Origin of the sequence: Pontibacter diazotrophicus, assembly GCF_003367245.1 — a bacterium.
Classification (GTDB): Bacteria; Bacteroidota; Bacteroidia; order Cytophagales; family Hymenobacteraceae; genus Pontibacter; species Pontibacter diazotrophicus.
Genome location: NZ_QRGR01000008.1, coordinates 69,418 through 94,408, shown reverse-complemented (window position 1 = coordinate 94,408; position 24,991 = coordinate 69,418). Strand labels below are relative to the sequence as shown.

The following is a 24,991-nucleotide window of genomic DNA, read 5'->3' as shown; positions in this document are numbered from 1 at the left end:
CCCTGCCCCTCCTTGTCCAAGGAGGGGAGTTTACTGCTATAGCAGAATCTCAACCAAAACTTCTGTTAGAATTCTCCTAAAAACCGCTTTACTTCCTCTAAAACTTCCTCCTCCCCCACCTGCCTGAGCTGTACATGCGGGCGAGCCTGGAACATACGCTGTAGGCGGGAATGCTCCCCCAGCAGCAACACAAGCCTACCTGCCTTTTCCTCAAACAGCTCTTCCAGTAGTGCCATAGCCTTACCCAGGCCAGGCGCAGTTGCATCGGCTTTAATGCACACCACCGCTTGATCACTTTCTCGGAGCAGGCGCAGGGCATAGTGCTGTATGAGTTCATCTGATTCCGCATCTATGTCCAGCACCGCCACCTCCGGGAGCTGTTGCTTTACCTGTTCGGGCAGCGGTTTACGGTAGGTGATATGAGTTGTTAGCTCTATGTAAAGGAAAGCCTGCATTACCTTACCACAAATTTTGACGATGTGCGTTTCCCGCTTTCGGAGGTGGCCCGGATAATGTAGAGCCCTGACTTCAGGTTTTGCAGCGGCAACACATGATTGACGCTATAGCTACCACGGCTGCGATACAGGAGCTTTCCAATGGCATCATACACCTGCACCGTTACGGGCTCAGAGGCCTGTGCCCTTACAGTTTCTCTGGTGCTTCTGTCGGTAGGGTTGGGATATACTGCTACCTGCAAGCCTGCTTCAGGAGCCGTAGGTTCTACAGAATTGCCTGCAGATTGCTCCAGCAGGTAAAGCCCACCACCTTGTGTGCCGATGGTGAGGTACAATTTATTCTCTCCGCCTAAAGGTGCCGCCGTTATACTCAGGCCTTTACCGAGACGCGTTGCCTGGGCGCCTTCCAGCAGGTCGTTCTCCAGCAGTTCTGTTTCTGCGGTCAAAGTATTTCCCTGTAATGCTAACGCAAGGTTCCGGTACACGCGCAGTTCTCCGCTTTCATCTGTTGTGAGCAGGTCCTGGGTACCATCGCCATCTACATCGGCTATGGCAGGATACAGGAACCGGCGCGAGAAGTCTGCCGCTATACCAGCAAAGTTCTTTTGCTCCGAAGCATAAACCGGCGAAGCCGCATTTCCGGTGTTAAGGTAAAAACTCAGGCTACCATCGCTCTTGCCTAAAAGTAGATCCAGGTCGCCATCTTTGTCCACATCTGCAAAAGCAGGAGAAGCACTACCCGGTACAGCCTGCACTGCCTGCAGATCAGCAAAGCTATACAGCGCAGCCTGCCCTCGTGGGGCTTTATTCGGAATGAATGCGATGCGGGGTGAATTTGCCTGCGGCCCTCTGAACGTCAGCACGAGATCTGCTGCTCCATCACCGTTCATGTCGGCAAAAGCAGGTTTGATGTTGAAGATTTGTTGGCTTTGCAAGTCGAGGTAATCATTTGTCACCAGCTCAAAAGCTGGCGCTGTAGCTGTGCCTGTATTTCGGTAGAAGTGAAGCGCGGCACTGTAGTGGCCGTTACGATATGCGGTAGAATTCCCTACCAACATGTCCAGGTCACCATCTGCATCCATGTCCGCAAAGGCAGGGAAAGCTCCTTCACCCACATCAATCATCTGCCCCTGCAAAAAATCATCCTGCACAAATGTAAAGTCGGGCTGATTGGCAGCACCCTGGTTACGGTAAAGCCAGCTAGAAGTCTCAAAATTAATATCCATTAGCTCATCTGTTGCCTGCGGTGCCACCAGCATATCCGGCACTCCGTCGAAGGTAACATCTTCGTAGTAAGCAGCCGGAAAAATAGGAAAAGAAGCGGGCTTTGCAGCCGGGAAAGCAGGTGTAAAGCCTGTCATCAGAGCATCTGCGGCCGAGCCTTCGTTCTCCATCAGCACCAGGTTATCACACATCACACCACCCATCACTAATTCTTTATCGCCATCGGCATCCATGTCCAGGAGCAGCAAAGAGGAGCCGTCGTGTCCTGAGTGTTGCGGCGCAGCCACCCGGCAGTGGGCCCCGAAAAGGTAGCTGTTGCAGCCATCGCACTCTGTAATGCCGCCCCACCAGTTTGTTTGCTGCTCATACGTCAGGGTGCCGCAGGCCAGCCCCTGCTCTGCCTGCATGTTCTGGTATAGCTCCAGGGTATATCCCCTGGAAAACTCTGCAAGAAGCACATCCAGATCACCGTCATTGTCAATGTCTACAATGGCCGGGATATCAGTGCTCTTCATCTGCATGTTCACCCTGTTATCCCGATAGAAAAGGGCTTCTCCCGCTAGAGTAAATTTCAGCTGGCCCCCTGTTGGTGGTTCCTGTTTAAAAACCCGTATCCCCAGCGGGCTGCTCGTAAAAATATCTTTCAGGCCATCGCAGTTGTAGTCACGCAGCAATACCCAGTATTCCAGGTCCGCAGGGAAAAACGCCTCATACGCTGGCGCATACTGGTACTGCCACTCCCCGTTTTGCTGCACCGCCAGCCAGGTGTAGACCTTTTTCAGCTGCCTGTCGAAGACAAAAAGGTCATCCTGCCCATCCTGGTTCAGGTCGATGGTGGAGAATTGGGGTGTATTGAGGCCTCCGCTCCAGGGGGCAGCCAGTTGCCCTGCCTGCGTCGCAACAGGCACGTCGTGGCGGAACCGGAAAGCCACAGGCTCCTGTTGCTGGGCCATGACAGCTGCCACGGAGCAAAATGCAATCAGAATAAGAGAAAAGTACTTCTTCATGTCTGGGAAAGAGGCTGCCTATATGCCAGGGCCGTTTTATTTAGCTACCGGCACCTGTGGGTGCTATCGCTTTTAAGGTTTTGAATGTATATTGCCACAGGTAAAGGGCGCTGCCTGCTTAACGAAAATAACAGCCCTTTCAGCATCATTGTAAGTTAAAATTACGCATTTCATGCAGAACAACATTGCCTTTCTATACCAAAAGTACCTGGAGTGCCGCCACGTGAGCACAGATTCACGCGCGGAGCAAGACCAGAGTCTATTCTTTGCCCTGAACGGGCCCAATTTTAAAGGTGCCAAATTCGCCTTGCCAGCCCTGGAGAAAGGCGCGAAGTATGCGGTGGTAGACGACCCGGCCATGGCGGCAGACAATGTGTTTGTGGTGGAAGACACGCTGCAAACGCTGCAGGATCTGGCGCGTCACCATCGCCGGCAACTGAGCATTCCTGTTATCGGCATTACGGGATCTAATGGCAAAACTACCTCCAAAGAACTCATTTATGCTGTGCTGAGTCAAAAGTTTAACACCCTCTACACGCAGGGTAACCTGAACAACCACATCGGGGTGCCGCTCACGCTGCTGCGCATAAAGCCGGAGCATGAAATGGCGATTATAGAAATGGGCGCCAACCACATTGGGGAAATTGCGCTGCTTAGCAGCATTGCACTGCCAACACATGGATTGATTACCAACATTGGCAAGGCACATTTGGAAGGCTTCGGAAGTCTGGAGGGCGTGGCGCGCGGTAAGAGTGAACTGTATGTGCACCTGTTTAACTCTGGCGGAACTGTGTTTGTGAACACAGGTAACGAGCTCCTGATGCGCATGAGCCGCCGCATCGAAAACAAGATCACCTATCCCGCCCCCGGCGACTATTACCACAGTGAGCTGCTGGAGGCCTCGCCTTACGTGGTGTACCGCGACGAGGAAGGCAACCAGGTACAGACGCAGTTGGTAGGCAGCTACAACTATGAAAACATGGCAGCAGCAGCCTGTATCGGCAAATTTTTTGGTGTGCCGTTGCAGCAGGCCAACGAAGCCATCGCTGCCTACAGCCCGGTGAACAACCGCTCACAGGTACTGCAAAAAGGCAGCAACACGATCATTCTGGATGCTTACAATGCCAACCCTACTTCCATGGCTGCTGCCGTGCGTAATTTCGGGAGCATGAATGCGCCTCACAAAGTGGTAATTTTAGGCGATATGTTTGAAATGGGCACTGAGAGCGCTGCCGAACATCGCGCCCTGGGTGAAGCCGTAGCCGAACAGCCCTTCGACACGGTGCTGCTCTGCGGCAAAGACATGAAGTATGCGGCAGAAGTAAAAGCGGATTTCCTGCACTTCGAGACGAAGCCCGAGTTACAGGAATGGCTGAAGGATCACCCCGTTTCTGAAAGTTATGTGCTGGTGAAAGGCTCCCGCGGCATGGGACTGGAAACACTGCTGGAGGTGTTGTAAATTTGGAAATTGAGGAAAACAAAAATGAATTTGTCATCCTATCTTGAATGGATGTGCAAGAGTCCAAAAAACGCAATAATGGCGTATTGAACATACTAAAAAGCAAAGAGCCTGAGTGCGCATACTCAGGCCCTTTACTTTTTAATAATCACTTTTTATCCTATCTCCTTCCCCTCTACCCTAAAACGGCGAATCGAAATTCTTTAGCAGCGGCAGCACTTCATCCTTCGGAGACACCAGCGGGTCATTGATACCCCAATCTATGCCCAGGGCAGGATCATTCCAGAGAATACCACCTTCGGAGGGCTGGTTATAAAAGTTAGTGCACTTATACAGGAAAGTGGTATTGTCTTCCAGCGCTACGAAGCCATGAGCAAAGCCTTCCGGTACATAGAACACGTTATGCTGCTCCGCATCCAGCAGGCACGTTACATGCTGGCCGAATGTCGGGGAATCCTTGCGCAGATCGACCGCCACATCCAGTGCCCTGCCTGTAGTTACGCGCACCAGTTTGCCCTGTGCATAAGGAGGCTTCTGGAAGTGCAGCCCACGGAGCACTCCTTTCGATGAAACGGATTGGTTATCCTGCACAAAATCAGGCTGCTGGCCAAAGGGTTCAAACCACTTCATGCTGAAGGTCTCTAAAAAAAATCCCCGGTCATCCCTGAAAACGCGCGGCAAGAACTCTATCAGGCCCTCAATGTGGAAAGTTTTATGCTCCATGTTTCTTGTATCTTCTGTGTTTGTGCTTTTAAAATTTGTTAAATGCCGTAATATGTATTCCGGCGAGAGATATAATTTTGAATGACTGAATTTTGAATACCTGAATGTAAATCGCTTGGCATTTAATTATTATTCATTTCATTCAAAATTCAGTTATTCAATTATTCAAAATTACCTTACCACCTCCGCTATCGCGTGCAGGTACTTCTGAATGACAAAGCGATCGTCGAAGCGGGAAACGGCTAATTGGCGGCTGGCCTGGCCCATGTTTTCCAGGTCTTCCTCCTTCAGTTGCAGCATCTGCAGCATTTTCTCAGCAAGGTCCTCGGCACTGCGCGCACGGCAAAGGTAACCGTTCACGCCCTGCTGCACCACCTCCCGACATCCCGGTACGTTGGTGGCGATAAGAGGTTTGGCCATGGCAGCTGCTTCCAACAGGGTACGGGGCGTTCCTTCGCGGTAAGACGGCAGCACCACGCAGTCGGCCTTGCTTACAACAGCTGCTACATCATCGGTGGTGCCTAAATATTCGATCACCCCTGTTGCCAGCCATTCCTCCAGTTGCTGCTGCTTCACCGCCGACCTGCTCCGTTCATCAAACTGCCCTAACAGCTGGCACTTCACCTCCGGGTACTGCTCCTGCACCAGCTTGCTTGCCTGCACAAACTCAGCCACTCCTTTATCAAACAGCACGCGCGCCACCATCAGGAAAACGAACGGCTCGCTGCGCTTAAACGCTGCCGCCGGCACAAACTCCTGTAGGTTGATACCCGAGCCCGGCAGCACATCGGTTATACCCGCACGCACGAGGTTGTTGCGCAGGAACAGCTTGCGGTCGTCTTTATTCTGAAAGAAGACTTTAGCCGGGTAGCGAAAGGCGAGTTTATACAGGCGGAGCGCAATGCTGGAGATATAGTCTTTGGTGATAAACACAGTGCCCAGGCCCGACACATTATTAATAGCGGGTATACCAGCCCAATGTGCCGCGATGGCGCCGTAAATGTTGGGTTTGATGGTATAGTGCAGCACCACGTCCGGCTTTACCTGCCGGTAGGCCCGGTACAGGCGCCAGGTCAGCATCAGGTCTGTGAAAGGGTTGGTTCCTTTCTCCATCTGCACCGGCACAAAACGGCAGCCTGCCGCCATCAGTCGTTCCGAGTAATCATCCTTCGGCGCAATAGCCACCACCTCGTGCCCTTCCGCCAGCAGTGCCTTTATAAGGCTCCTGCGGAAGTTGTAGATGTTCCAGGAGGTGTTAATGACAAGGGCTATTCGCATAGGGGCAAATCAGCTCGGCAGCATTGGGGTCTTTAGGTATAAAAAGCCGTAAGTTAGCCATTTTAGCTTAGCATCAGAAAATTTAAAGTAATTTGCGGCAAATACGCTTGCATGCATCCAATAGCCTTATTCACTTTTATGCCATCTGTTGCATTTCTGCATACGCACGTATTGGTTGTTGTTCTGTTCCTGCTCTTTTTCGCTGTGAAAGCCATTCTGCTGCTGTTTAACAAACGCGAGACCCTGGACAAGGTAAGAAGCAAGACCAAGATAGTGGACATGATTCTGGGCACCCTGATACTGGTAACAGGTGGTTACCTGTTGTTCCTCTACAGTGGCGGCATCCCTACCTATCTCATTGTAAAAATTGTACTTGTGCTGTTAGCGATTCCTCTGGGTATTGTGGGCATTAAACGGGAGAACAAAGTACTAACGGTGCTGACGCTGTTCATCTTCCTGTACGTTTACGGAGTAGCTGAAACAAACAGCCTGACCATGAGCAAGGATGAACCTTCTGTGGCACCTATCAGCCATACGACTACTGAAACACCGGAGACAGATGCCACGGAAACCAGTGTTCCCGGCCCGAACCAGTCAGGTGCTGCACAGCAGGAGATTATTGATGCTATGAATGAGACGCAACTGGCGAATGCCAAAGCCATTTACACACAGGTATGCGCCACCTGCCACGGCGAAGACGGAGCGAAAGGCCTGGGAGGTGCGGCTCTTTTAACGCAAAGTCAATTGACCTTAAATGACAGAATTAACGTTATTGAGAATGGCCGCGGTTTGATGCCTGGTTTCGGAGACCAGCTAACGCCGCAGGAGGCTGAGGCGCTAGCCGCCTATACCATCACGCTAAAAAAATAATTAATGAGTAAAAAGAACTTCTACGAAACCGCCAAACCGCAGGAAACTGCTGTGCTGGTGGCCGTACCAAACTATCGCCAAACCGATGCGCAAACCAACGAGTACCTCGATGAGCTTGCCTTTTTAACGGAAACAGCTGGAGCCGTAACTTTAAAACGCTTTGTCCAGAAGCTGGACAAACCCGACATCCGCACGTTTGTGGGCAGCGGGAAACTGAACGAAATAAAAGCCTACATCACGGAGAATGAGGTGGACATGGTTATCTTCGATGATGACCTGAGTGCCTCGCAGGTACGCAACATAGAGCGCGAACTGCAGGTAAAGATTGTAGACCGCAGCTTACTTATACTGGATATTTTCGCGCTGCGGGCCAAGAGCGCTCAGGCGCACGCACAGGTAGAGATGGCACAGTACCAGTACCTGCTTCCCCGCCTCACCAACCTCTGGACGCACCTTTCAAAGCAGAAAGGTGGTATTGGTATGAAAGGACCGGGTGAAACGGAGATTGAAACTGACCGCCGTATTGTGCGCGACAAGATAGCCTTGCTGCGGGAGCGCCTGAAAAAATTTGAGAAACAGAACTTTGAGCAGCGCAAAGCCCGTTCAGGCATTGTGCGCGTAGCGCTGGTAGGTTACACCAACGTGGGCAAATCCACGCTGATGAACCTGCTCTCCAAGTCAGAGGTGTTTGCGGAAAACAAGTTGTTTGCAACCGTAGATGCCACTGTGCGAAAGGTAGTATTTGATAACATCCCTTTCCTGCTTTCTGACACGGTAGGTTTTATCCGCAAGCTCCCGACTAAGCTGATTGAATCTTTTAAATCTACCCTGGATGAGATACGGGAGGCTGACCTGCTGGTGCATGTGGTGGATGTGTCGCACCCGTCTTTCGAAGATCACATTGCGGTGGTGAACGAGACACTGAAGGATATCAATGCGGCAGAGAAACCGGTGCTGCTGGTATTTAATAAAGTAGATCAGTACCTGCAACAGCGCGAAGAGGAATTAGAAGCAGAAGGAGCCGAGGTACGTCCGTCTATCGAAGATTTAAAGGCCACCTATATGGCAAGAGTGCATGCCCCTGCCCTTTTTGTATCGGCTACAAACAAAATCAACATCGATGCGCTGCGCGACGAGCTGCAAAGCAGGGTAGCAGAAATCCATTTCCAGCGCTACCCTAACAACGTATAAGCCTTGCTTGCCTGTGTATGTATAAAACTGGCTCGTAGTATACCAAATGCTGCATAAAAGAAAGGAAGCCTTCTCAGGCTTCCTTTCTTTTATGCTTACGCCGTAATTGAATTCACCAGAAGGCATGCGCTTCAGCAAGGGCAGTTATACCTTTAAACCTGTTCCAGGTTTTTAAGCACGTCTGTGTGAAGTATATTCCCTTCGTTATCTGAAATAATTTCATAGACAGGGGCTCCAAACCGTGCGACGTACAACTGATTCTTACGGCTGTTTGCCTGGCGTGCATTCGTAAGATACGTTGTATTGTCTGTATAAGACTCTGGCTTTACCTGAAGCGCATAGCGCAGTTTGCCATCTACATAGGCTTCATAATCGATGGCATAGGTATGATACACCTCACCAGGCACTTCCTGAAACACAGTATGCGGAAACATGGCCTGCAGCGTCTTTATAGTGTTCCTTTCCCGCTCAACCACCCTATTCCAGGTTTCGCATACCACCCGGAAGCGCACGCATTCAAAGCACTCCTCTACAGACAGGCCACATCCGTTATTATGAACAGCGCTGTAAAGTATTTCCCCTTTCTGGTAAAGCCGTTCCCGTGTTCTGCCGAACTGGGTATTTAGGTTTTTAAGATTCCAGCTCAAACCGTGAACAAAGTCCTTGTCTGTTCTTATAAGCAACTCATTCTGTAACATGGCTTGCGTGGGTGCGTCCCACCTTGAAAGCAGGCGTTCTCTTTCCTCTCCGCTTTGGTAATAAAATGCCTCCCACTCCTCTTTCGATTTAAAGGTTTTCAGTTCGATTAGCGTCGTAAGATGTCCTACTGACCAGGGTTCTCCCAGCATCAGCTCATTCCAGGCGTCGCTGGTTGACCTGAACTTTGCCGCATCAATTGGTAAAACGAATTCGGTTTCCACGTGTATTTATATTGGGGTGAATTATACTTAAAGAACTTTACTCCTCTTACTCTCGCAGGAGATTATTTGAACAGATTTATTTGGCCCTGCCTTTCCTCTCCGGCTATGGCTACATCTGAGCATCAGGCAACTTATGCTCAGATGTAGCTCAGCATGAATCAGGAAGAGCAAACAACAAGCCAAAGCCTCCTTTTGACACGGGTCACCCTGCTCATTTCCTATACGTTTTTCTTTGGTTGCAAGTCCTGCTCATCTATTGCTTGAAAGTATAAAAGCAGGCATCTTAGCAAGTTAGCAAAATAAGATAACGAGGCTACATAAAAAACAAAGGCCCCTAATATATTTAGGTTCCCACAACGCTGCACAACAGTCGTTTTAGGCAACACTACTGCTCCACGCCGTACAACCATTTACGTATAGTTACAGTACTTAGCAATGCCGTAGTTGTTGCTTTTCTGGCACTGCAACGGCAAAAAACAATAGAATCGATATGAAAACATTATATATTCTGAGGCACGCTAAATCGAGCTGGAAGTTCGAAGAACTCAGCGACCACGACCGCCCCCTGAACAAGCGCGGCCGCAGTGACGCCCCGCTCATGGGGCAGGAACTGGCAGCCCGTGGCATCCAGCCTGACCTGATAATCTCCAGCCCTGCCGTTAGGGCACTCACCACAGCCACCCTTGCAGGCAAGGAAATGGGCTACGACGCTGACGATATTGTGTTGGACGAGCGGGTGTATGGCGCCGGCAAGAAGGACCTGCTGGAGGTGGTGCAGGAAGCACCCGCCGAAGTAGAACACCTCCTGCTGGTGGGCCACAACGAGGCTATCACCGACTTTGCGAACATGCTGACACCAGAGCACGTTGCCAGCCTGCCAACAGCAGGTGTGGTGGCACTAGAATTTAACTGCGAAAGCTGGTACGATATCAGCAGAGACAACGCAACAATGCTCTTCTACGACTTCCCGAAGAACTATAAGTAAGCGCAGGTTTTAATTTTATACTTTGAGCTGAAGATGAGTAACTTCAGGTTCTGACAGAACTCGTTTTCAAACACAAGACATAAACAGGATCTAACGCATTAATTCCCTTCCAACTAGTACATTAACCCGTAGTAGCTTTACTACAAGCTTAGAGAAGACAACCACCCATATGGAAAAAGAGAAAGAGGAACAGGCTACCCCTGATTACCCCATGATAAACAGAGAGCTGAGCTGGCTTGCGTTTAACTACAGAGTTTTGCAGGAGGCTAAAGACAAAAATGTACCTCTGCTGGAGCGCATCAAGTTTATGGCCATTTTCTCAGCTAATTTAGATGAGTACTTTAAGGTGCGGGTAGCTACGCTCAAGCGCCTCATTAAACTGAAAGAAAAAACCCGCAAGAAACTGAATACAGACCCCTCTGAAATTTTTGACCAGGTGATAAGTGAGGTTAAACGCCAGCAGGAGGAGTTTGGGCATGTATTCCGTGAAGGCATACTGGCAGACCTGCGCGCGCACAACATCAACCTGCTCACAGAGCATGAACTGAACCCGGAGCAGCAGGAATGGGTGAAAAGCTATTTCCAGGAGACAGTGCTGCCATTGCTGCAGCCCATTATACTGGATGAAACAGAAACACATCTCTTTCTTAAAGATCAGACAGTGTATCTGGGCGTAAAGATGTGGGAACCGCAGGGAGAGGGCCTGAAGCCAGAGCGCTACGCCATGCTCGAAATACCGACTAAAAAACACGGCGGCCGTTTTGTAAAGCTGCCGACCGTAGACGAGCAACGCTATGTGATGTTCGTGGATGATGTCATCCGGTTCTGCCTGCCGCGGATCTTTGACAAATATCAGCAGTTTGATTCTCACGCGGTGAAAGTGTCGCGGGATGCTGAGTTGGATATAGAAGAGGAAGTATCGGGTAATTTGATGGCGAAGATCCGGAAAAGCCTGAAAAAGCGCGAAACTGGCTATCCGGCACGCCTGCTCTATGACCCGGAAACACCCCATGACTTGCTGGACATGATGATGGCGCATACCGGTATTACCGAAGATGAACTTGTAGAAGGCAGCAAGTACCATAACTTCCGCGATTTCTTCCAGTTTCCGGATTTTAACCTGCCCAACCTGAAGTATACCCCACAGCCTACGCTGGTGCACCCCCAGCTGGAGCAGGAGCCTAGTATGCTGGCCGCCATGCAAAAGCAGGACTACCTGGTACACTATCCTTACCAATCTTTTGATTATGTGCTGCGCCTGTTTAACGAAGCCGCCGAAGACCCGAAAGTAACTTCTATGAGCGCCACGCTATACCGGGTAGCAGATAAATCAGCCATTGCCAAAGCCCTGGCCAAGGCAGCCAAAAACGGCAAACTGGTAACAGTAGTGGTAGAGCTGAAAGCACGTTTTGATGAGGAATCGAACATTTTCTGGGCCGGCAAACTGCAGAAGGCGGGTGCCAACGTCATTTTTGGTGTGCCAGAGTTAAAAGTGCACTCCAAGCTTGGCCTGATAACCAGAAACGAAGGTGGCAAAATGATAAATTATGCCTACCTGAGCACAGGCAACTACAACGAAGATACCTCTACCATCTACGCCGACCATGGCTTATTTACCGCTGATAAGCGCCTCACCAAAGATGTAGAGCAGGTATTTAACTTCTTTATAGACCGAAGCCCGGATAAGAAGTTCGATCACCTGCTCATGGCACCGCTCAACATGCGGGAGCGCTTTGTAAAGCTGATAGACCGGGAGATAAGGCATGCTAAAAAAGGCCTGCCCGCCCGCCTTATTCTAAAGATGAACGCCCTGCAGGATGAGCGCATGATAAAGAAGCTATATACTGCCAGCCAGGCTGGCGTAAAAGTGAATTTACTTGTGCGCGGCATCTGCTGCCTTATGCCGGGAGTGGAGGGAGTAAGTGAAAACATAGAAGTGCGCAGCATCGTGGACCGTTACCTGGAGCACGCGAGGGTATACATTTTCCACAACAACGGCAATGAGGAATATTATGTCGCGTCTGCCGACTGGATGACCCGCAACCTGAACCGCCGGGTGGAAGTGGCTTTCCCGCTGCTGCAACCGCACCTTGTGAAGCAGGTGCGTGATATCATTGACCTGCAGTTAGCCGACGATATAAAAGCCAGAACCGTAGACAACAGCTATCTGGGGCAAGGCGACCAGACAAACATGCGCTCGCAATACGCAACTTATGATTACCTCCGTGATTTGATACCGGAGGGGATGAACCCGATACGGGAGGAAGAATAAACCTGGGTTGCCGAACAAAAAGAGGGAGAAGTTCTCTGTATGAACTTCTCCCTCTTTTTGTTTAAGCCTGACTTACCGGAATATTAGTTGTTATTGCGACTCTTTTCTACCCATTTGCGTGGAGGCACTGCATAAAGCTCCACGCCTATATAGCCCGTTCCCGCCAGGTCATTATCTATGAGCTCATTAGTAGAACCGATTTCATCAAAGATCCTGTTACGGTAATACTGCCGGAAACCTGCTTCCACAGAAAACCACAGAAAGTCATAAATCTCGCGCTCCATGCGCACCAGAGCTTTTATATCCGTGCGCCGCAACTCCACCTGGCCAAACGGGGAGAGCGGCGGTTCGTTTAAATACAGGTTATAACTGGCTCCTTCCAGCCTGTACCCCACGTACAGGAGTGTTTTTTCGTTTGCATTGTGCCGCAGGCGTAGATTAGCCGGAAAGATAGACTCTACGCCCCACTTATCATTAAAGGTGCGGTTATAAAGCACACCTGGTAATACCCGCCTGCGGCCAAACGTATACCCAAGCTGCGCGCCAATACCCCAGGAATGATCAGGATTCAGTTTCCAGCCATACGCTATGTCTACCGTTGTTTTAAGGTAATCGACGATGTTAACATTATCGTTTGTATAGTCTCCGTTTAACTCCCCCTTCACGCGGATAAGATAAAAGCGGCGTTCATCAAGAGAGTGCAGGTACGCCAGCTGCAGACCAATGCTCTTCAGGTTTTTATCTTCCAGATTCTGATAAAGGCTGTAGTTCGCTGGAAGGTTAGAGAAGTTATACTCCTCAAAATTGTACCCAAAACCCAATATCAATTTTGTCTGCGGCTTGTTAAGAATGGGTGCCAGCGCTCTGACATCAAACAGGTTATTCCGCCTGACGCGGTTGCTGCCGTTGCCAACAGTAGGGTCAGGAGAGCGGGACTCTATATCAAACTGCGGCAGGCGCTCATAACCGATAACAATGCCCCGGGGCTTGCCCATGTTCCTTACACCGGGCGAGGCATATTCAATAACATCTTGTAAGCCTTCCGTTTTTTCGGTTCGCTGCGCCTGCGCCTGTTGCCAGAAGCACAGGAGGACCACCACACACAGAAGTAAATTTGTTTTTATCATAGTTTATCCTTGAGCTGTTATAGCCCGCTGTATAGCAGAAAGGCCATACAGGTTTATTATTCTCCCCTTATACTCATTTGCTTTCTTTGTGTTAAAAAAAGAAGCCATAGTTTAGCATAAAGAGTTTATCATCTTCCCCTACCGTATATGAGAGCGTAAGCACAGTCCGGTTAAGGAAATCCACCCAAAGGCCACCACCATACCCCGTGTGCAGGCTGCGGAAAAAAGCTCCTCTGCTACCGCCGTCATAATAAACCCGGCCAGCATCAAACAAACCCAACACGCCCAGTTTGCCGGGAGTCAGGTACAGGTTAAAGTCAAAGAGTTGTATCCGCGCCTCGGCATTGGCATACAGGCTGCTGCGGCCAGCAAAGCGCGTGCGGCGGTAACCGCGCAGGTTAGAGGTTCCCCCCAACGTATTGGCCTGGTAAAACCGGAAATCGCCGAAGTTGTGCGCCCCTCCCACTCTTCCTGCCCATGTAAGCTGTAGCGGAAAGTTAGGGCTGATATAGAACCTGAACTCAGAACTTACATTAGTGAAATTCAGCTGCTCTCCGTTGAGTTCGTGCAGGTAGCTGATGCGGTTATAGAAACGCATGCCGATGCGCGGGTTTGCATCTGTACTGCTGCCCGCCCCGATAACATCCAGGTGAAGGAATGCAGAGACTCCTGCGTAATGCTGCACATTAAAATCTCCCCCCTCCGGATCGTAAGTGCCGGGCTCCAGCCTCCCCGCACGCGCTTCGCTCAGCAGAAAGTTCTCCCCATTGTCCGGAGTCACCACCTGAAAGCGATCATACGTAGGGCCTATACCTGCTTTCAGGAAAGTAGTGAGGTCTTTGTAAAGCGATGCATTTAAGGCCAGCCGTTTAAAACGGACATGATAATAGCTGTCGTCCAGGTCAGAGGTCTGCTCGGTTTCATTTCCAAGGCCATAGAAGTTCCGTTGGTACTGCGGCCCCTGCAGGTTACCGCTCAGCGCCAGGCTCCAGTCCCCCAGCACCTGCCGCACATCACCGGTATAGCGTATATTAAAGGACCTGGTCAGGAAGGCGTAGTTGGCCTCCAGCAGATGCTCTGCAGCATAAGGGGATTTCCGGAACTTCTGCGTACGCCATAGCAAGCCGGGGCCTAGGAACAGCCCATCGTCTACGTTATACGCTACAGATAACCTCGGCCCAAGGTACGGCAGCTTGAAGTTGTCGCGGTCGTAGCGGGTCACATTATCAGGGTCTTCCTCTGTTTTGTCTTTGGTCTCGTCGCTAAATACAAACTCATTCCCTGCCTCGGCATCATAGACAACGGTGTGCTTTCTGAGGCCGCGCACACTGGACCTGTCCACGATTTCATCTTCGTCGCCTCCCCCGATAATGCGCACCACAATGCTTTCGTTTACATCACCTGTCACCTCAAACTCATCTTCCCCGTCTCTGCCGTAGATGCGTATCTCTTTTGTTTCGTTTGTGAAAAAGGTGCGGTTGTAGATTTGCTCCAGCACTTCGCCCTCCTTGGATATTTTATATCCTGTTACTTCCACCTGCTCATCGTTCAGGCGCTTTACCTCGAAGCGTTCATGCTTGTCGCTGCCCGAAATATCGACGTACTGCACCAGGAAGTCATAGTATGCTTCGGCTGCCTGTGGCAACTTGTCCCGCCTGGACTTCAGTTTAGCAACAATCTCAGGGCCGGAGAGCGCCCGGATGGTGTCGGGCCACTGGTTCACGGCTTCTTCTATTACCTCGTCTGTTACGCTGGCTTTGATATCCTGCGCCAGCCGGACCCAATCCTGCCGGACAGGCCGGGAGGTAAGAGTGCGGTCGAGGGTGAGGGCGCTCAGGTTAAGGCCCACAATATCGGTATAGTCGTAACCGAAGTGCTGCACGTTACGGATACCCCACTGGCGCGTAGCCAGCCAGGGCAGGAAGCCATCGGCCTTAAAAAAAGCCATGTCACGGTCTTCCGGCACAGGGGTATACAGGTTGCCTTTATCGGGCTTCTCTTCCTCTACCCAGCGCCACTGCCCTTCGTGCCGGTCCCAGTCGCCGATGAGCATGTCGAGCAGGCGGGCACGGACATACTCCAGCTGGTCCACCTCGTTATCATTGTCGTCCTCCAGTTCGTCCAGTACTTTCTCTGTGCCTACCAGGTTTTCGGCATAGCCCAGGCTTGCCGTCTCCTCATGGTTCTCATCGGCATCTTCCTCCAGCAGAGCCAGCGTGTTCCCGAATTCATCGATGTACTGGCGCAGGTATGGCGTATTGGGAATGTACACTAGTTCCGGGTTTGTATGGTACACGCCTGCGGCATCGGATAGCGGTGGCACAGCCAGTGCCCCGTAAGGATGCTGCGCTGATATCTGGTCCTGGAGCAAGCTGCGCGCCGCTGTTTCCTGGAGGTATTCCGGCAGTGCCTTTGTTGGGTTCTTATCGATGGTGCGCAGCGTGTACTCCTTGGCATCGGGGTTGCGGACCTTCAGCGAGGCAGTCTGCTTGCCGCCGCCTTTCTGGTAGGGCGTCAGGCCGCCAAACTGGTTCTTCATATCCAGCAGGGGCACTTCTACCGGGGCGGCCCACTCTTTGCGGTAGTGCTCGCCCAGCAGCGTCTTACGCAGCCCGGAGGCGGTGTACTGCCTGTTGGCAGCCACTGTTATGGTACTGTCGGCATAGTTGGTATCGTCTTCTACAAGAGGTGCCGCTTCCCGTGGCTGCTTGGCATAAAGCGGTGCACGGTACGTCACATGGCCCGTGGCGCCGTCACCGTCCGGCACCCAGTATTCTACCCATACTTCTCCGTTCTCATAGTACAGGGTTTTGGCAAAACCTTTTACTTTTTGCACATAGGTTACATTGCCTCCTGGCTTTATGTACTGCACTTTGCAGCCGGACCCGCTCACAATAAGAGGCACCTCATCGGGCTTAAAGTACTCGAGGGCATGCTCATGGCCGGCAGCGTAAGTAATGTTGTCGTATTTAGTAAAAATGTCCATCAGGCCTTTGATATAAGCCTGATAACGGGGGTGTGGTATGTCCTGCAGAATGCCGCCGTATTTCCGGGCAAAGGGATAGATAGAGCCAATAACAGGCAGCGGAAGGTACATCCAGTTGCGCAGCATGGTCAGCGGGAAGATATGGTCTTTCAACGAGAAGAACCCGCCGTGCGCGCCCCTGCTCATCAGGGGGTGGTGCCCTACTACTAAAATGTCGCTGCCGCTGTTCTTTTCGATGATGTCTTCCAGTTGCACCAGGAAATCCACTTCAGTGGCAGCCCCGCAATGCGTGTTGTCGCCGTACGGCCTGTCGAAGGGGTGCAGCCACCACTCTGAGTCTATGGCGATCAACACCAGATCATCGCTTAGCTTTACTTCATAGGGACCGGGGCAGCCGTTGCCGGGCACAAAGAAGTCACCTCCCACTACAATATTCTCGTCGGTGAGGTACTCGTTCACATAGCGCTGCTCCCGCAGGATGTATTCAATGCCCCCGCGGCCACTGTGGTTCCAGTCGTGGTTGCCCGGAATCATGTACTTCTCCCCGGCATATCCCTTCAGGATGTCCAGTTGTGCGTTCAGGCGTGCCTCGGATATTTCGCGGTCGTAGGCACCAGGCTCCGGCAAACCGTTGTGGTACACGTTGTCCCCTAAAAAGATAGTGGCGCTCCGGGCTCCGGCCTCTTCCATCTGCTTTCGCATGAGCAGCAGCGAAGGCTCCCCTTCCAGGTCAGGAGCGCCCACATCGCCAATCAGGAAAACCGTATACAGCAGCTTGTTTTCCGGATCTGGAACAGACTGCTCCCAATCCAGCGCATCGCGGCTATAGTATGGTTTGTTGGAAACACAGGCAGAAAGGGTAAGGCCTAATACGACCTGCCAAAAAAGGCGGAACCGTAGTCCCTGCCGCTTTAGTAGATTTTGGATCATAGGTTACTGAGGTATAACATGCCCTGCATAAGGCAAATTGCCTGTAGTACTTGCACCAGATGGAACTGTTGCCACAGCGCTGGAGACAATATAGCATTTTATCCTGAAATCCGTGCACCACACGGTTAGCAGGCGCTGTATAAAGGAGGAAGTTGGGTACTGCATAGTGGGTTCTATAGCTGTGGGTCCCTGGCCTCATCCGTCTATAAATGGGGTACCATTGGGGTCAGCAGGACTGACATTTATAAACGAGAGAGGCTGTTTTTGGTTGTTGCTGCCAGCCTTCTGTTAACCCCTGTATCAAATGCCCGTTAACTAACCAAAAGCGTTTTTTTACCGTAACCGCAAACAATTGTGCATTTGAATATGCAGCATGCTCCCAGAGAGCCGGTTTTGATAATGTTCCTTGAGTTGCAAATACGCGCTTTTAGAACCTGACGGCAGCTGTCCTGATAGAACCGGGACGTTCCTTTTGGCGCCACAGCGTTGAAAAGGAGGCTTGTCAGCACCTGAAGTCACGCATTTTCGCTTTCAGAACAAAATCAGAACACGCTCATAAAAGCCGTTGGGCTTAGTAATTTGCCTTCCGCAACCATAATGCCCAATACAGAAGCAAAAACCTTTATGGAAGAACCTAAACTCATTAAACAAGCCAACGAGTTTGTTTTTAACTTATTCAAAGAAAGACTTTCGAAGAAACTGGTATACCACAACTACCGGCATACCCTCGAGGTAGTGTCTGTGGCACAGGACCTTGGGCAAAGAAGCAACATTGACGCTGCGGACATGCAGGACCTGATACTGGCAGCCTGGTTTCATGACACGGGCTACGTGAATGAGTACCAGGGCCATGAAGAGGAGAGCATCCGCTTTGCGAGGGAGTGGCTGACAGAGCACGATTACCCGGAAGACCGCATTGAGCGGATTGAAAGCATGATAATGGCCACCAAGCACGACGTACAGCCGCAGGGCCTGTTGCAGGAGCTGTTAGTAGATGCCGACTTATCGAACATAGGAAAGCCTACCTTCGCAGCCACGGCCGAGCTGCTGCGCGTGGAGTGGGAAATTTTTCTGGACAAATTCTTCTCTGACAGAGAATGGGCACAGTTTCAGATGGATTTCCTGCTCTCGACCAGCCTGCACACCAATGAGGCCCAGCATATGTTTGCAGCGCAGCTCGGCCTGAACATACAGGAGCAGCGCGAGCGCCTGAGCGAGGAAGACAAGAAAAAGAAAAAAAATGACAAGAAGGGGCGTGAAACGCTGGCACAGCCAAAGCGGGGCATCGAAACCATGTTCCGGAGCACCTACCGTACGCACCTCGACCTCAGCGCCATGGCCGATAATAAAGCCAACATGATGATCAGCCTCAACGCCATCATCCTGTCCATTGTTATTACGTACATCAGCGCTCAGTCTGCTATGATAGGGACTGAGTTTGCCCGGCACCGCACCATCATTATCCCGATAAGCCTGCTGTTGCTTACCACGTTAGGATCCCTGGTTTTTGCCATCATTTCAGCGCAGCCAGAGGTTACCAGCTTTAACATGAAAAAAAGGAAGAAGAAGGTGAACACACGCAACGTCAGCTTACTCTTCTTCGGTAACTTCAGCAAACTGCCTCTAGAAGGCTTCCAGGAAGGAATGCACGATATTATGCGCGACAAAAAATCCCTTTACAACAACATGATCACCGACATCTATTTCCTGGGCGATGTGCTAAGCCGAAAGTACCGGATTCTGCGCATCTCCTACTCTGTTTTTATGATCGGGCTGGTGCTTACTGTTATTGGCTTTGCTATTGCTTTTGCTACCTATTAACACGGCACATCAAAATATCCGGCTACTTGTAAAACGGAGGTAATTGATGTACATTTGCACCAGCAATTACCTCCTGCCGGCCTTGTAGTTCAACGGATAGAATAGAAGTTTCCTAAACTTTAGATCCCAGTTCGATTCTGGGCAAGGCCACTACAAAAGCAAAAAGCCTGCAAATTTGAAATTTGCAGGCTTTTTGCTTTTGTATTCCCGTCCTGTTCCAGAATCATTTGTTCACATGCGCAGCGCGACGAACAGTTTTCTGTCATAGCCGTCAGAGTGAAATGAAAAGTATTGTCTGACTTTAAAGTATCTCTCCTAACATGATGCATGTGCGACGCAGCAGGGGAACAGCCCTTTAACCTTCAGAACTGCCATGGCTAAAAGACGAGTGTGGCGCTGAAGCCGGCATTTTCCGGGCCGAAATTGGGTGCCAGCAGGAGCTTTTGCCTTCGGTTTTTCAGCTTCTGGTCTGCCAGGTCGTATAAGTAGTTCACGCCTTTTGCGCTGAAGTAACCCACCGCTGCGCCTTTTATTACATCAGTAGCCCAATGCACATTGTCATGCACCCTGGATATGCCCACAAGCGTGGCCAGCCCGTATGCGATGGGCGGAACCAGCTTATGTTCCCGATATACGGAGGCAATAGAAGTGGCAACTGTAAAGGCTGTAGAGGTATGCGAAGAAGGAAAAGAAGTATGCCCTGAGTTTTTAAAAGGGCCATCGAACCTGTCGTTTTCAGTGGCAACGTCCGGGCGGTGCCTGCCGAAAGATTTCTTGAGCGTACTCGTCGCTGCTGCGTTCACCAGTATACTGCCTATAGAGACCATGCCTGCCTTTTGCAGCTTCTCATCTTTAAGTATCAGTCCGGAGGCAAGTACCACACCGGCCGCGGGCATCAGGTATTTCTGGCGGCCGAGAGGCTCTACAACACCTGCTACATGCTCTGTTACAGTGCCTCGGTAGCGCTGGAAGAAACTTTGTACGGGCTCATCGAGGAAAACAAACGTGGTTGTCCAGAAGCCAAGCGCGGTGGCTACCAGGGCAGTGTTTTTTATTGCAGGAGAGACGGCTCCTGCTAACTTCCCCCGCTCCGCTCCCTCCTTAGGCTGTAGCCAAGAGAAAACCTGCACCGTGCTATCTGGAAATGCCTGCGCCTGTGGCTGTGCATAGATGCTGAGCGGGAAAAGCATCGCTGCAAAAAATAACTGTACCTGTATAAATGCGCGTTTAGAGAAGCAGCATGATGCTTGCATGACTTGTAATAGTGTAAGTGGAAGAGTGCTTTACCTGTCTTTTGTGTTCTATCCAGCAAAGGGAACTGTACTACTGCCCTGTTCACAGGCTTTCGCTTTTCACCCTTTGTCTTCCTCAATGGTACTACCTGAAGTTGTAGTAATTCTGTAGTGTGAAAGCTAAGAGCATATTTAAATTTTATTTTTGAAAGCGAAAATGGGTGATTTTAGGTTCTGACAAGGCTCGTTTTGAGGGTAATAGCAGCGCTATTGCACGAAAAACAGCCGTAGTCAGGTTCTGAAAGCGCACATTTGCAGCTCAAAGAATAAATTTTAAACATGCTCTAAGTGCGGCAAAGCTCCTTCAATCAGGAAAATAAGTTTTAAGAGGACGGTGAAAGTTTGTCATTCGTCTTAAACGGAGAAAGAACACAGGCTGCTTAACAGGAGCGAGGCTGATGAGCTTAGGCCCCTTTCGGGAGTCTCATGATAAGGGCTTTACCCTTTTTACCGCCTTCGGTGGTAATGTAGATGTCGCCAGTGTCGCTGAATGTCAGTCCCTCAGGTTGGCGGAGCTGTTTTTTATCCAGCATCGTTGTTTTCTGTATCTGGCCCTGCTGACTCAGGGTATACATGCGGTGGTTTCCCGCATCCAATATATATAATTCTCCTGAGGCGTCATTTAGCTCCAGCGAGGAAGGCTGAAGTGTATCATAAGCGTTCTTCTGCTTTTTACCGGGGCTTTTAAGCTGCTCCTGTGCCAGCGATATAGTAATGACGGGCTCTGCCTGCATCTTATTGTTTTCCAGCGGAATAGCATATATGCCTTTGTTGTTACCGAGGCGAGTGTCGTAGCCTTTGCCGGCAACCAGCAGCCTGTTATTTTTTCTATCGTATGCCAGCCCTTCTGTGTTCTGCGTAGCAGCCATTACAGACGCATGCAAGATGGTTTTAGGCTCTTTCCCCATGAAATCAGCTACTTCATAGATAGCGCCGTCGCTGCGCAGCACGTAGGCTGTAGAACCAACCACGGCAATGCCCTCGTAATCCCCCGGGCCAGCGAAATCAATCCTCCGGGTTACTTCTTTTTTTCCTAGATCATATAGAAAGATGGTTCCTTCCTCATCCTGCACACAAGCCAGCAAATTGTGCTTCAGAAATGATATACCGGATACTTCACGCAATTCAGACGGAAGCTCCCAACTGACTTCAGCCAAACCGTAAGGCTCTTCTTTCACTTCACTATAGCTGCCAAAAGCAAAAAGGCCGGCCTCTTCCCTGCTTCTATGTTCAGGGACTGCAGGCTGTTGCTCTAAGATTCGGCCACTGCTGTCAAAAAAGAGCAAAAGGTCCCGGTTATTTTGTTCCAGCTCCACTTTGTAGTAGGTGCTGTTATCCTGCTGCACCCTATGCGCCTCTTCAGTATTAAAATTGGCATACTGGGCCTGGAGTTGGTCCAGGACCGGGCGCGGCAGGTACTGCTCCTGAATTTCCTCAGAAAACTGCAGCAGCCTGCCTTCTGCTGTAAACAAAGCGGTACGCTCGCGTCCGTTCACATCGAACCTGGCCTCATATGTTTCCGATTCGTTTTCCCATGCCACATGCTTCGCTGTGGGATACATTTCTGTAAAACGCACTTTAACGGCTTCCGGAATATCGTTTCTGGTCCAGAGGCTGTTACATGCGCATATTCCCACAGCGCATATAAGCACTAACATATTCAGTATCTTTTCCATAGCTCTTACATTATGTTTCTTGATGTTAATGTTATTACATCATTCTGAAGGTCCTGGTCCTGTTTTGCTTAGTGAGAGAAGCAGATGCAAAGCCTGTGCATTCCGTCAGCGTAACTGTAGGAAGGCTTCATATCGTAGAGGTCGCAGATCTTTTTCACAAGGGCCAGGCCAATGCCCAACGAGCCGCCGGTATCGTTCCCGCTCATAAACCTGCCAAACAGCTGGTCTGCCGGCCCCTGCAGCATTTCGCCGGTATTCCAGACGCAAAGCATGCTTTTTTGCAGCGACACGCCTATGCTGCCGCCCTCGTGGTTATGGCGGATGGCATTTATCAGCAGGTTCGAGACCAGCACTTCTGCCAGGCCACGGTTCATGTACACATAAGTTGATTCCAGCTCCGGGGGCAGCAGTTCAAGCCCCCGCATCGACGCCATCTCCTCCAGCTGCTCCAGCTGCTCCACTACAAGTTCATGCAGCGGCACCTTTTCCTGCTCCTTAAACTCGCGGTTCCCGATGCGGGTAAGCAGAATAAGCGACTTGTTCAGGCGCGACAGCCTGTTGGTGGAGGCATACATTTCCTCCACCAACAGGGCTTGCTGCTGCGTTAGGGTTTCGGACTGCATGAAGAGCTCCAGCTTACTGTTTACAATAGCCAATGGTGTCTGTATCTCGTGAGAGGCGTTCTCGGTAAACTCCTTCAGGTTATAGTAATCGCTCTGTATCTTTTCTGTCATGGCCATTAGAACCTCTTTAAGCTCCTGAAATTCTTTGGTGGAGCTGTTTTTTAGCTGCAGCGGCTTGTGCTGGGACAAACTATAGCGCTTTACCTTATAAAGCATCTGATAAAAATGTCGCCACATGTATTTGTTGATCAGGTAGTTCACCGCTCCGAGGCCAAACAGCAACAGCAGAAAGATCCAGGCCATGGCCAGCATGGTGCTCTCAAACAAATCCTCAAAGTCTATGAGTGACTTCAGGATGGTATACTCGTAGGGATTTCCGTTCTGATAGGCGGTAAATGTCAGATACCGGAAAGGAATGTATTCTTCATCGTAGTTGCTGAAGATTAGTGTATCGGCCAGTTCCTCAATGGTAGGAGACACAGCTTCAGCCTCACGCACTACGATGGCTTCTGATATACCAGAGGTAACATTCGGGAGGCGGTTGTGCTCCTGGATATAGGCAATGATGTTCTCTTTGTCCGTAAAAAGCTGATCATCTACCTCATCATAGATCTCAGCCTGCATGATTTTATAAAAGCTGAAGCCACCTACCAGGAAAACCACGAAAGACACCAGGAGATAGTAAAGACTGGTTTTAGTTAATATTCGCATCAGCAGCTAAATTTATAGCCAAGGCCATACACCGTTTGGATGTAGTCTTCGCCACCCGCGGTCAGCAGCTTTCGGCGAAGGTTCTTGATGTGTGTGTACACAAAATCCAGCGAGTCCAGGGCGTCTACGTGGTCGCCCCACAGGTGCTCCGCAATAGACTCCTTGGTGAGCACGCGTTTTCGGTTTGCTATAAAGTACAGCAACAGGTCATACTCTTTTTTGGTGAGTACCAGCTTTTTATCACATACAGAAACCTCTGCCGCATCAGGGAAAACTTTGATAGCACCTACCTGCACTGTTTTCTGTCCGCTGAAGTTTCTCCGCCTGATAACAGACTTCAGCCGCGCATTCAGCTCAGAGAGGTGGAAAGGCTTGGTCAGGTAATCATCACCCCCTATTTCCAGCCCCGTAATCTTGTCGTCGAGCGCGTTTTTAGCGGAGATAATGATAATGCCTGTATCCGGGTTGTTCTCTTTCAGCTGCCGTACAATTTCAAGGCCGCTACCGCCGGGCAAGGTCAGGTCCACAATTACACAGACGTAACTGTAATCAGAAGCTTTCAGGCTCGCATCCCTGAAATTATCCGCTGATTCGCATATATACCCTTCTTGCTGCAGGTAGGTGAGAATTGACTCCCTTAGCGCGTGCTCGTCTTCTACTACTAGTACTTTCATGTATCCTTTAACGAGGCTTCCTATAATTTTAAATCTGCAGTAATGCTGTTGCCCGCCTGTGGAGACTTTCACGGCGCACTTGATTTCAGAACAGCTAAAGGTATTAGTCCCAGTATGCCGGTTCTGTCTGCTCCTGCCCGTCAGGAGAGAAAACTAAATGAACATCAGTACCGCTGTTGTCTAAGTCCACCTGGTAGAACTCATCATTCCCCTGGTATAGCCTTTCTGCATCGTCTATGTGCATGCCGCTGTAGTTTTGGCTGATAGCCGCTGTGACAGCATCCGGAAGTTCTGTTTCAGGAATATCATACTTATACATCAGCATTTCGCCAGAGGGTTCAATCAGGGCTTCGTGGTCAACTCCGGCCACGTCGAAATCCGCCTCATAGTTAGTGCCGCTCTTTTCCCATTCCACATCCATCGCATTCGAAAAGTTAGTGGTCAGCGTGTTTTTTACTGCTTCGGGAACATCGTTGGGGACAACGTCATTTTCGTCGTTACTGCAGGATAACAGAAATACGCTCAGTATAAAAAGGAAGTGCCTTGTTAGTTTCATGATTCTTAAAAATAAGGTTTAACAAATAACTGATGCTAAGGTCAGGCACGATTCTGTTCAGAATCTGAAGTTTACTTCTGATTTAAGAGAGCATAGCACTGGAAGAGAAGATCTCTCTGAGCATGTTTTAATTTATTGCTGTGTCCGGGTCGGAAAGATATACAAGAGTACAAATAGACGAAGTACTGTTGACCTTATGCTTGCTGCTTTC

The 24,991-nt window shown here is 50.3% G+C and carries 18 protein-coding genes and 1 tRNA gene; 7 read left to right on the top strand and 12 right to left on the bottom strand.

Annotated features, from left to right (window positions below; genetic code table 11):
• Positions 1 to 65: 65 nt before the first annotated feature.
• A complete protein-coding gene (locus tag DXT99_RS08545; protein WP_115565126.1) occupies positions 66 to 455 on the bottom strand; it encodes a hypothetical protein in 390 nt (129 codons plus the stop codon).
• On the bottom strand, positions 455 to 2,686 hold the full coding sequence (locus tag DXT99_RS08540) for a T9SS type A sorting domain-containing protein (protein WP_115565125.1): 2,232 nt from the start codon (positions 2,684 to 2,686) through the stop codon (positions 455 to 457). The genes DXT99_RS08545 and DXT99_RS08540 overlap by 1 nt, the downstream gene beginning before the upstream one ends.
• Before the next feature lie 172 nt (positions 2,687 to 2,858).
• Between DXT99_RS08540 and DXT99_RS08535 the strand changes: the two genes are divergently transcribed.
• Positions 2,859 to 4,145: a UDP-N-acetylmuramoyl-tripeptide--D-alanyl-D-alanine ligase gene (locus DXT99_RS08535; RefSeq protein WP_115565124.1), complete on the top strand. Its 1,287-nt coding sequence runs from the start codon at positions 2,859 to 2,861 to the stop codon at positions 4,143 to 4,145.
• 180 nt (positions 4,146 to 4,325) lie between these two features.
• On the opposite strand, the gene rfbC is transcribed toward DXT99_RS08535, so the two are convergent.
• Positions 4,326 to 4,868 (bottom strand): dTDP-4-dehydrorhamnose 3,5-epimerase, encoded by a 543-nt coding sequence (gene rfbC / locus DXT99_RS08530; protein WP_115565123.1) that lies wholly within the window; start codon positions 4,866 to 4,868, stop codon positions 4,326 to 4,328.
• Between the two features lie 171 nt (positions 4,869 to 5,039).
• On the bottom strand, positions 5,040 to 6,146 hold the full coding sequence (locus DXT99_RS08525; RefSeq protein ID WP_115565122.1) for a glycosyltransferase family 4 protein: 1,107 nt from the start codon (positions 6,144 to 6,146) through the stop codon (positions 5,040 to 5,042).
• Between the two features lie 138 nt (positions 6,147 to 6,284).
• Here DXT99_RS08525 and DXT99_RS08520 point away from each other — a divergent pair, with 138 nt between their 5' ends.
• Both DXT99_RS08520 and hflX read left to right on the top strand, forming a co-directional pair.
• The gene (locus tag DXT99_RS08520; protein WP_181885069.1) at positions 6,285 to 7,016 is read left to right on the top strand and encodes a SirB2 family protein; all 732 of its coding nucleotides are present in this window, start codon (positions 6,285 to 6,287) and stop codon (positions 7,014 to 7,016) included.
• A 3-nt stretch (positions 7,017 to 7,019) separates the two neighbouring features.
• On the top strand, positions 7,020 to 8,207 hold the full coding sequence (gene hflX / locus DXT99_RS08515) for a GTPase HflX (RefSeq protein WP_115565120.1): 1,188 nt from the start codon (positions 7,020 to 7,022) through the stop codon (positions 8,205 to 8,207).
• Between the two features lie 152 nt (positions 8,208 to 8,359).
• Here hflX and DXT99_RS08510 read toward each other — a convergent pair whose 3' ends face one another.
• Positions 8,360 to 9,127 carry a hypothetical protein gene (locus tag DXT99_RS08510; RefSeq protein ID WP_115565119.1) on the bottom strand — a complete coding sequence of 256 codons (768 nt, stop codon included), beginning with the start codon at positions 9,125 to 9,127 and terminating at the stop codon, positions 8,360 to 8,362.
• A 490-nt stretch (positions 9,128 to 9,617) separates the two neighbouring features.
• Between DXT99_RS08510 and DXT99_RS08505 the strand changes: the two genes are divergently transcribed.
• Positions 9,618 to 10,112 carry a SixA phosphatase family protein gene (locus tag DXT99_RS08505; RefSeq protein ID WP_115565118.1) on the top strand — a complete coding sequence of 165 codons (495 nt, stop codon included), beginning with the start codon at positions 9,618 to 9,620 and terminating at the stop codon, positions 10,110 to 10,112.
• Between the two features lie 169 nt (positions 10,113 to 10,281).
• The gene (gene ppk1, locus DXT99_RS08500) at positions 10,282 to 12,384 is read left to right on the top strand and encodes a polyphosphate kinase 1 (RefSeq protein ID WP_115565117.1); all 2,103 of its coding nucleotides are present in this window, start codon (positions 10,282 to 10,284) and stop codon (positions 12,382 to 12,384) included.
• An 83-nt stretch (positions 12,385 to 12,467) separates the two neighbouring features.
• Here ppk1 and DXT99_RS08495 read toward each other — a convergent pair whose 3' ends face one another.
• Positions 12,468 to 13,511 carry a DUF6268 family outer membrane beta-barrel protein gene (locus DXT99_RS08495; protein WP_115565116.1) on the bottom strand — a complete coding sequence of 348 codons (1,044 nt, stop codon included), beginning with the start codon at positions 13,509 to 13,511 and terminating at the stop codon, positions 12,468 to 12,470.
• A gap of 91 nt (positions 13,512 to 13,602) precedes the next feature.
• Complete coding sequence (locus DXT99_RS08490) at positions 13,603 to 17,427, bottom strand: BamA/TamA family outer membrane protein (protein ID WP_115565115.1); 3,825 nt, start codon at positions 17,425 to 17,427, stop codon at positions 13,603 to 13,605.
• Between the two features lie 624 nt (positions 17,428 to 18,051).
• Here DXT99_RS08490 and DXT99_RS08485 point away from each other — a divergent pair.
• Both DXT99_RS08485 and DXT99_RS08480 read left to right on the top strand, forming a co-directional pair.
• Positions 18,052 to 19,248, top strand: a complete 1,197-nt coding sequence (locus tag DXT99_RS08485; RefSeq protein ID WP_115565281.1) for a Pycsar system effector family protein — start codon at positions 18,052 to 18,054, stop codon at positions 19,246 to 19,248.
• Between the two features lie 78 nt (positions 19,249 to 19,326).
• Positions 19,327 to 19,398 (top strand) — tRNA-Arg (locus DXT99_RS08480).
• Between the two features lie 227 nt (positions 19,399 to 19,625).
• Here DXT99_RS08480 and DXT99_RS08475 read toward each other — a convergent pair.
• The 5 genes from DXT99_RS08475 to DXT99_RS08455 form a co-directional block, all read right to left on the bottom strand.
• On the bottom strand, positions 19,626 to 20,501 hold the full coding sequence (locus DXT99_RS08475) for a phosphatase PAP2 family protein (RefSeq protein WP_115565114.1): 876 nt from the start codon (positions 20,499 to 20,501) through the stop codon (positions 19,626 to 19,628).
• Positions 20,502 to 20,944: 443 nt separating this feature from the next.
• Positions 20,945 to 22,216: an SdiA-regulated domain-containing protein gene (locus DXT99_RS08470; RefSeq protein WP_115565113.1), complete on the bottom strand. Its 1,272-nt coding sequence runs from the start codon at positions 22,214 to 22,216 to the stop codon at positions 20,945 to 20,947.
• A 68-nt stretch (positions 22,217 to 22,284) separates the two neighbouring features.
• Positions 22,285 to 23,550 carry a sensor histidine kinase gene (locus DXT99_RS08465; protein ID WP_115565112.1) on the bottom strand — a complete coding sequence of 422 codons (1,266 nt, stop codon included), beginning with the start codon at positions 23,548 to 23,550 and terminating at the stop codon, positions 22,285 to 22,287.
• Positions 23,550 to 24,224 carry a response regulator transcription factor gene (locus tag DXT99_RS08460; protein WP_115565111.1) on the bottom strand — a complete coding sequence of 225 codons (675 nt, stop codon included), beginning with the start codon at positions 24,222 to 24,224 and terminating at the stop codon, positions 23,550 to 23,552. Before DXT99_RS08460 ends, DXT99_RS08465 begins: the two co-directional genes overlap by 1 nt.
• Before the next feature lie 103 nt (positions 24,225 to 24,327).
• Positions 24,328 to 24,780, bottom strand: a complete 453-nt coding sequence (locus tag DXT99_RS08455; RefSeq protein ID WP_246000587.1) for a PepSY-like domain-containing protein — start codon at positions 24,778 to 24,780, stop codon at positions 24,328 to 24,330.
• Between the last annotated feature and the right edge of the window lie 211 nt (positions 24,781 to 24,991).

Bases quoted from the DNA above. Each gene is read 5' to 3' on its own strand.
- DXT99_RS08545 (WP_115565126.1), bottom strand. From the start codon at position 455: ATGCAGGCTTTCCTTTACATAGAGCTAACAACTCATATCACCTACCGT.
- DXT99_RS08540 (WP_115565125.1), bottom strand. From the start codon at position 2,686: ATGAAGAAGTACTTTTCTCTTATTCTGATTGCATTTTGCTCCGTGGCA.
- DXT99_RS08535 (WP_115565124.1), top strand. From the start codon at position 2,859: ATGCAGAACAACATTGCCTTTCTATACCAAAAGTACCTGGAGTGCCGC.
- rfbC (WP_115565123.1), bottom strand. From the start codon at position 4,868: ATGGAGCATAAAACTTTCCACATTGAGGGCCTGATAGAGTTCTTGCCG.
- DXT99_RS08525 (WP_115565122.1), bottom strand. From the start codon at position 6,146: ATGCGAATAGCCCTTGTCATTAACACCTCCTGGAACATCTACAACTTC.
- DXT99_RS08520 (WP_181885069.1), top strand. From the start codon at position 6,285: ATGCCATCTGTTGCATTTCTGCATACGCACGTATTGGTTGTTGTTCTG.
- hflX (WP_115565120.1), top strand. From the start codon at position 7,020: ATGAGTAAAAAGAACTTCTACGAAACCGCCAAACCGCAGGAAACTGCT.
- DXT99_RS08505 (WP_115565118.1), top strand. From the start codon at position 9,618: ATGAAAACATTATATATTCTGAGGCACGCTAAATCGAGCTGGAAGTTC.
- ppk1 (WP_115565117.1), top strand. From the start codon at position 10,282: ATGGAAAAAGAGAAAGAGGAACAGGCTACCCCTGATTACCCCATGATA.
- DXT99_RS08495 (WP_115565116.1), bottom strand. From the start codon at position 13,511: ATGATAAAAACAAATTTACTTCTGTGTGTGGTGGTCCTCCTGTGCTTC.
- DXT99_RS08490 (WP_115565115.1), bottom strand. From the start codon at position 17,427: ATGATCCAAAATCTACTAAAGCGGCAGGGACTACGGTTCCGCCTTTTT.
- DXT99_RS08485 (WP_115565281.1), top strand. From the start codon at position 18,052: ATGGAAGAACCTAAACTCATTAAACAAGCCAACGAGTTTGTTTTTAAC.
- DXT99_RS08475 (WP_115565114.1), bottom strand. From the start codon at position 20,501: ATGCAAGCATCATGCTGCTTCTCTAAACGCGCATTTATACAGGTACAG.
- DXT99_RS08470 (WP_115565113.1), bottom strand. From the start codon at position 22,216: ATGGAAAAGATACTGAATATGTTAGTGCTTATATGCGCTGTGGGAATA.
- DXT99_RS08465 (WP_115565112.1), bottom strand. From the start codon at position 23,550: ATGCGAATATTAACTAAAACCAGTCTTTACTATCTCCTGGTGTCTTTC.
- DXT99_RS08460 (WP_115565111.1), bottom strand. From the start codon at position 24,224: ATGAAAGTACTAGTAGTAGAAGACGAGCACGCGCTAAGGGAGTCAATT.
- DXT99_RS08455 (WP_246000587.1), bottom strand. From the start codon at position 24,780: ATGAAACTAACAAGGCACTTCCTTTTTATACTGAGCGTATTTCTGTTA.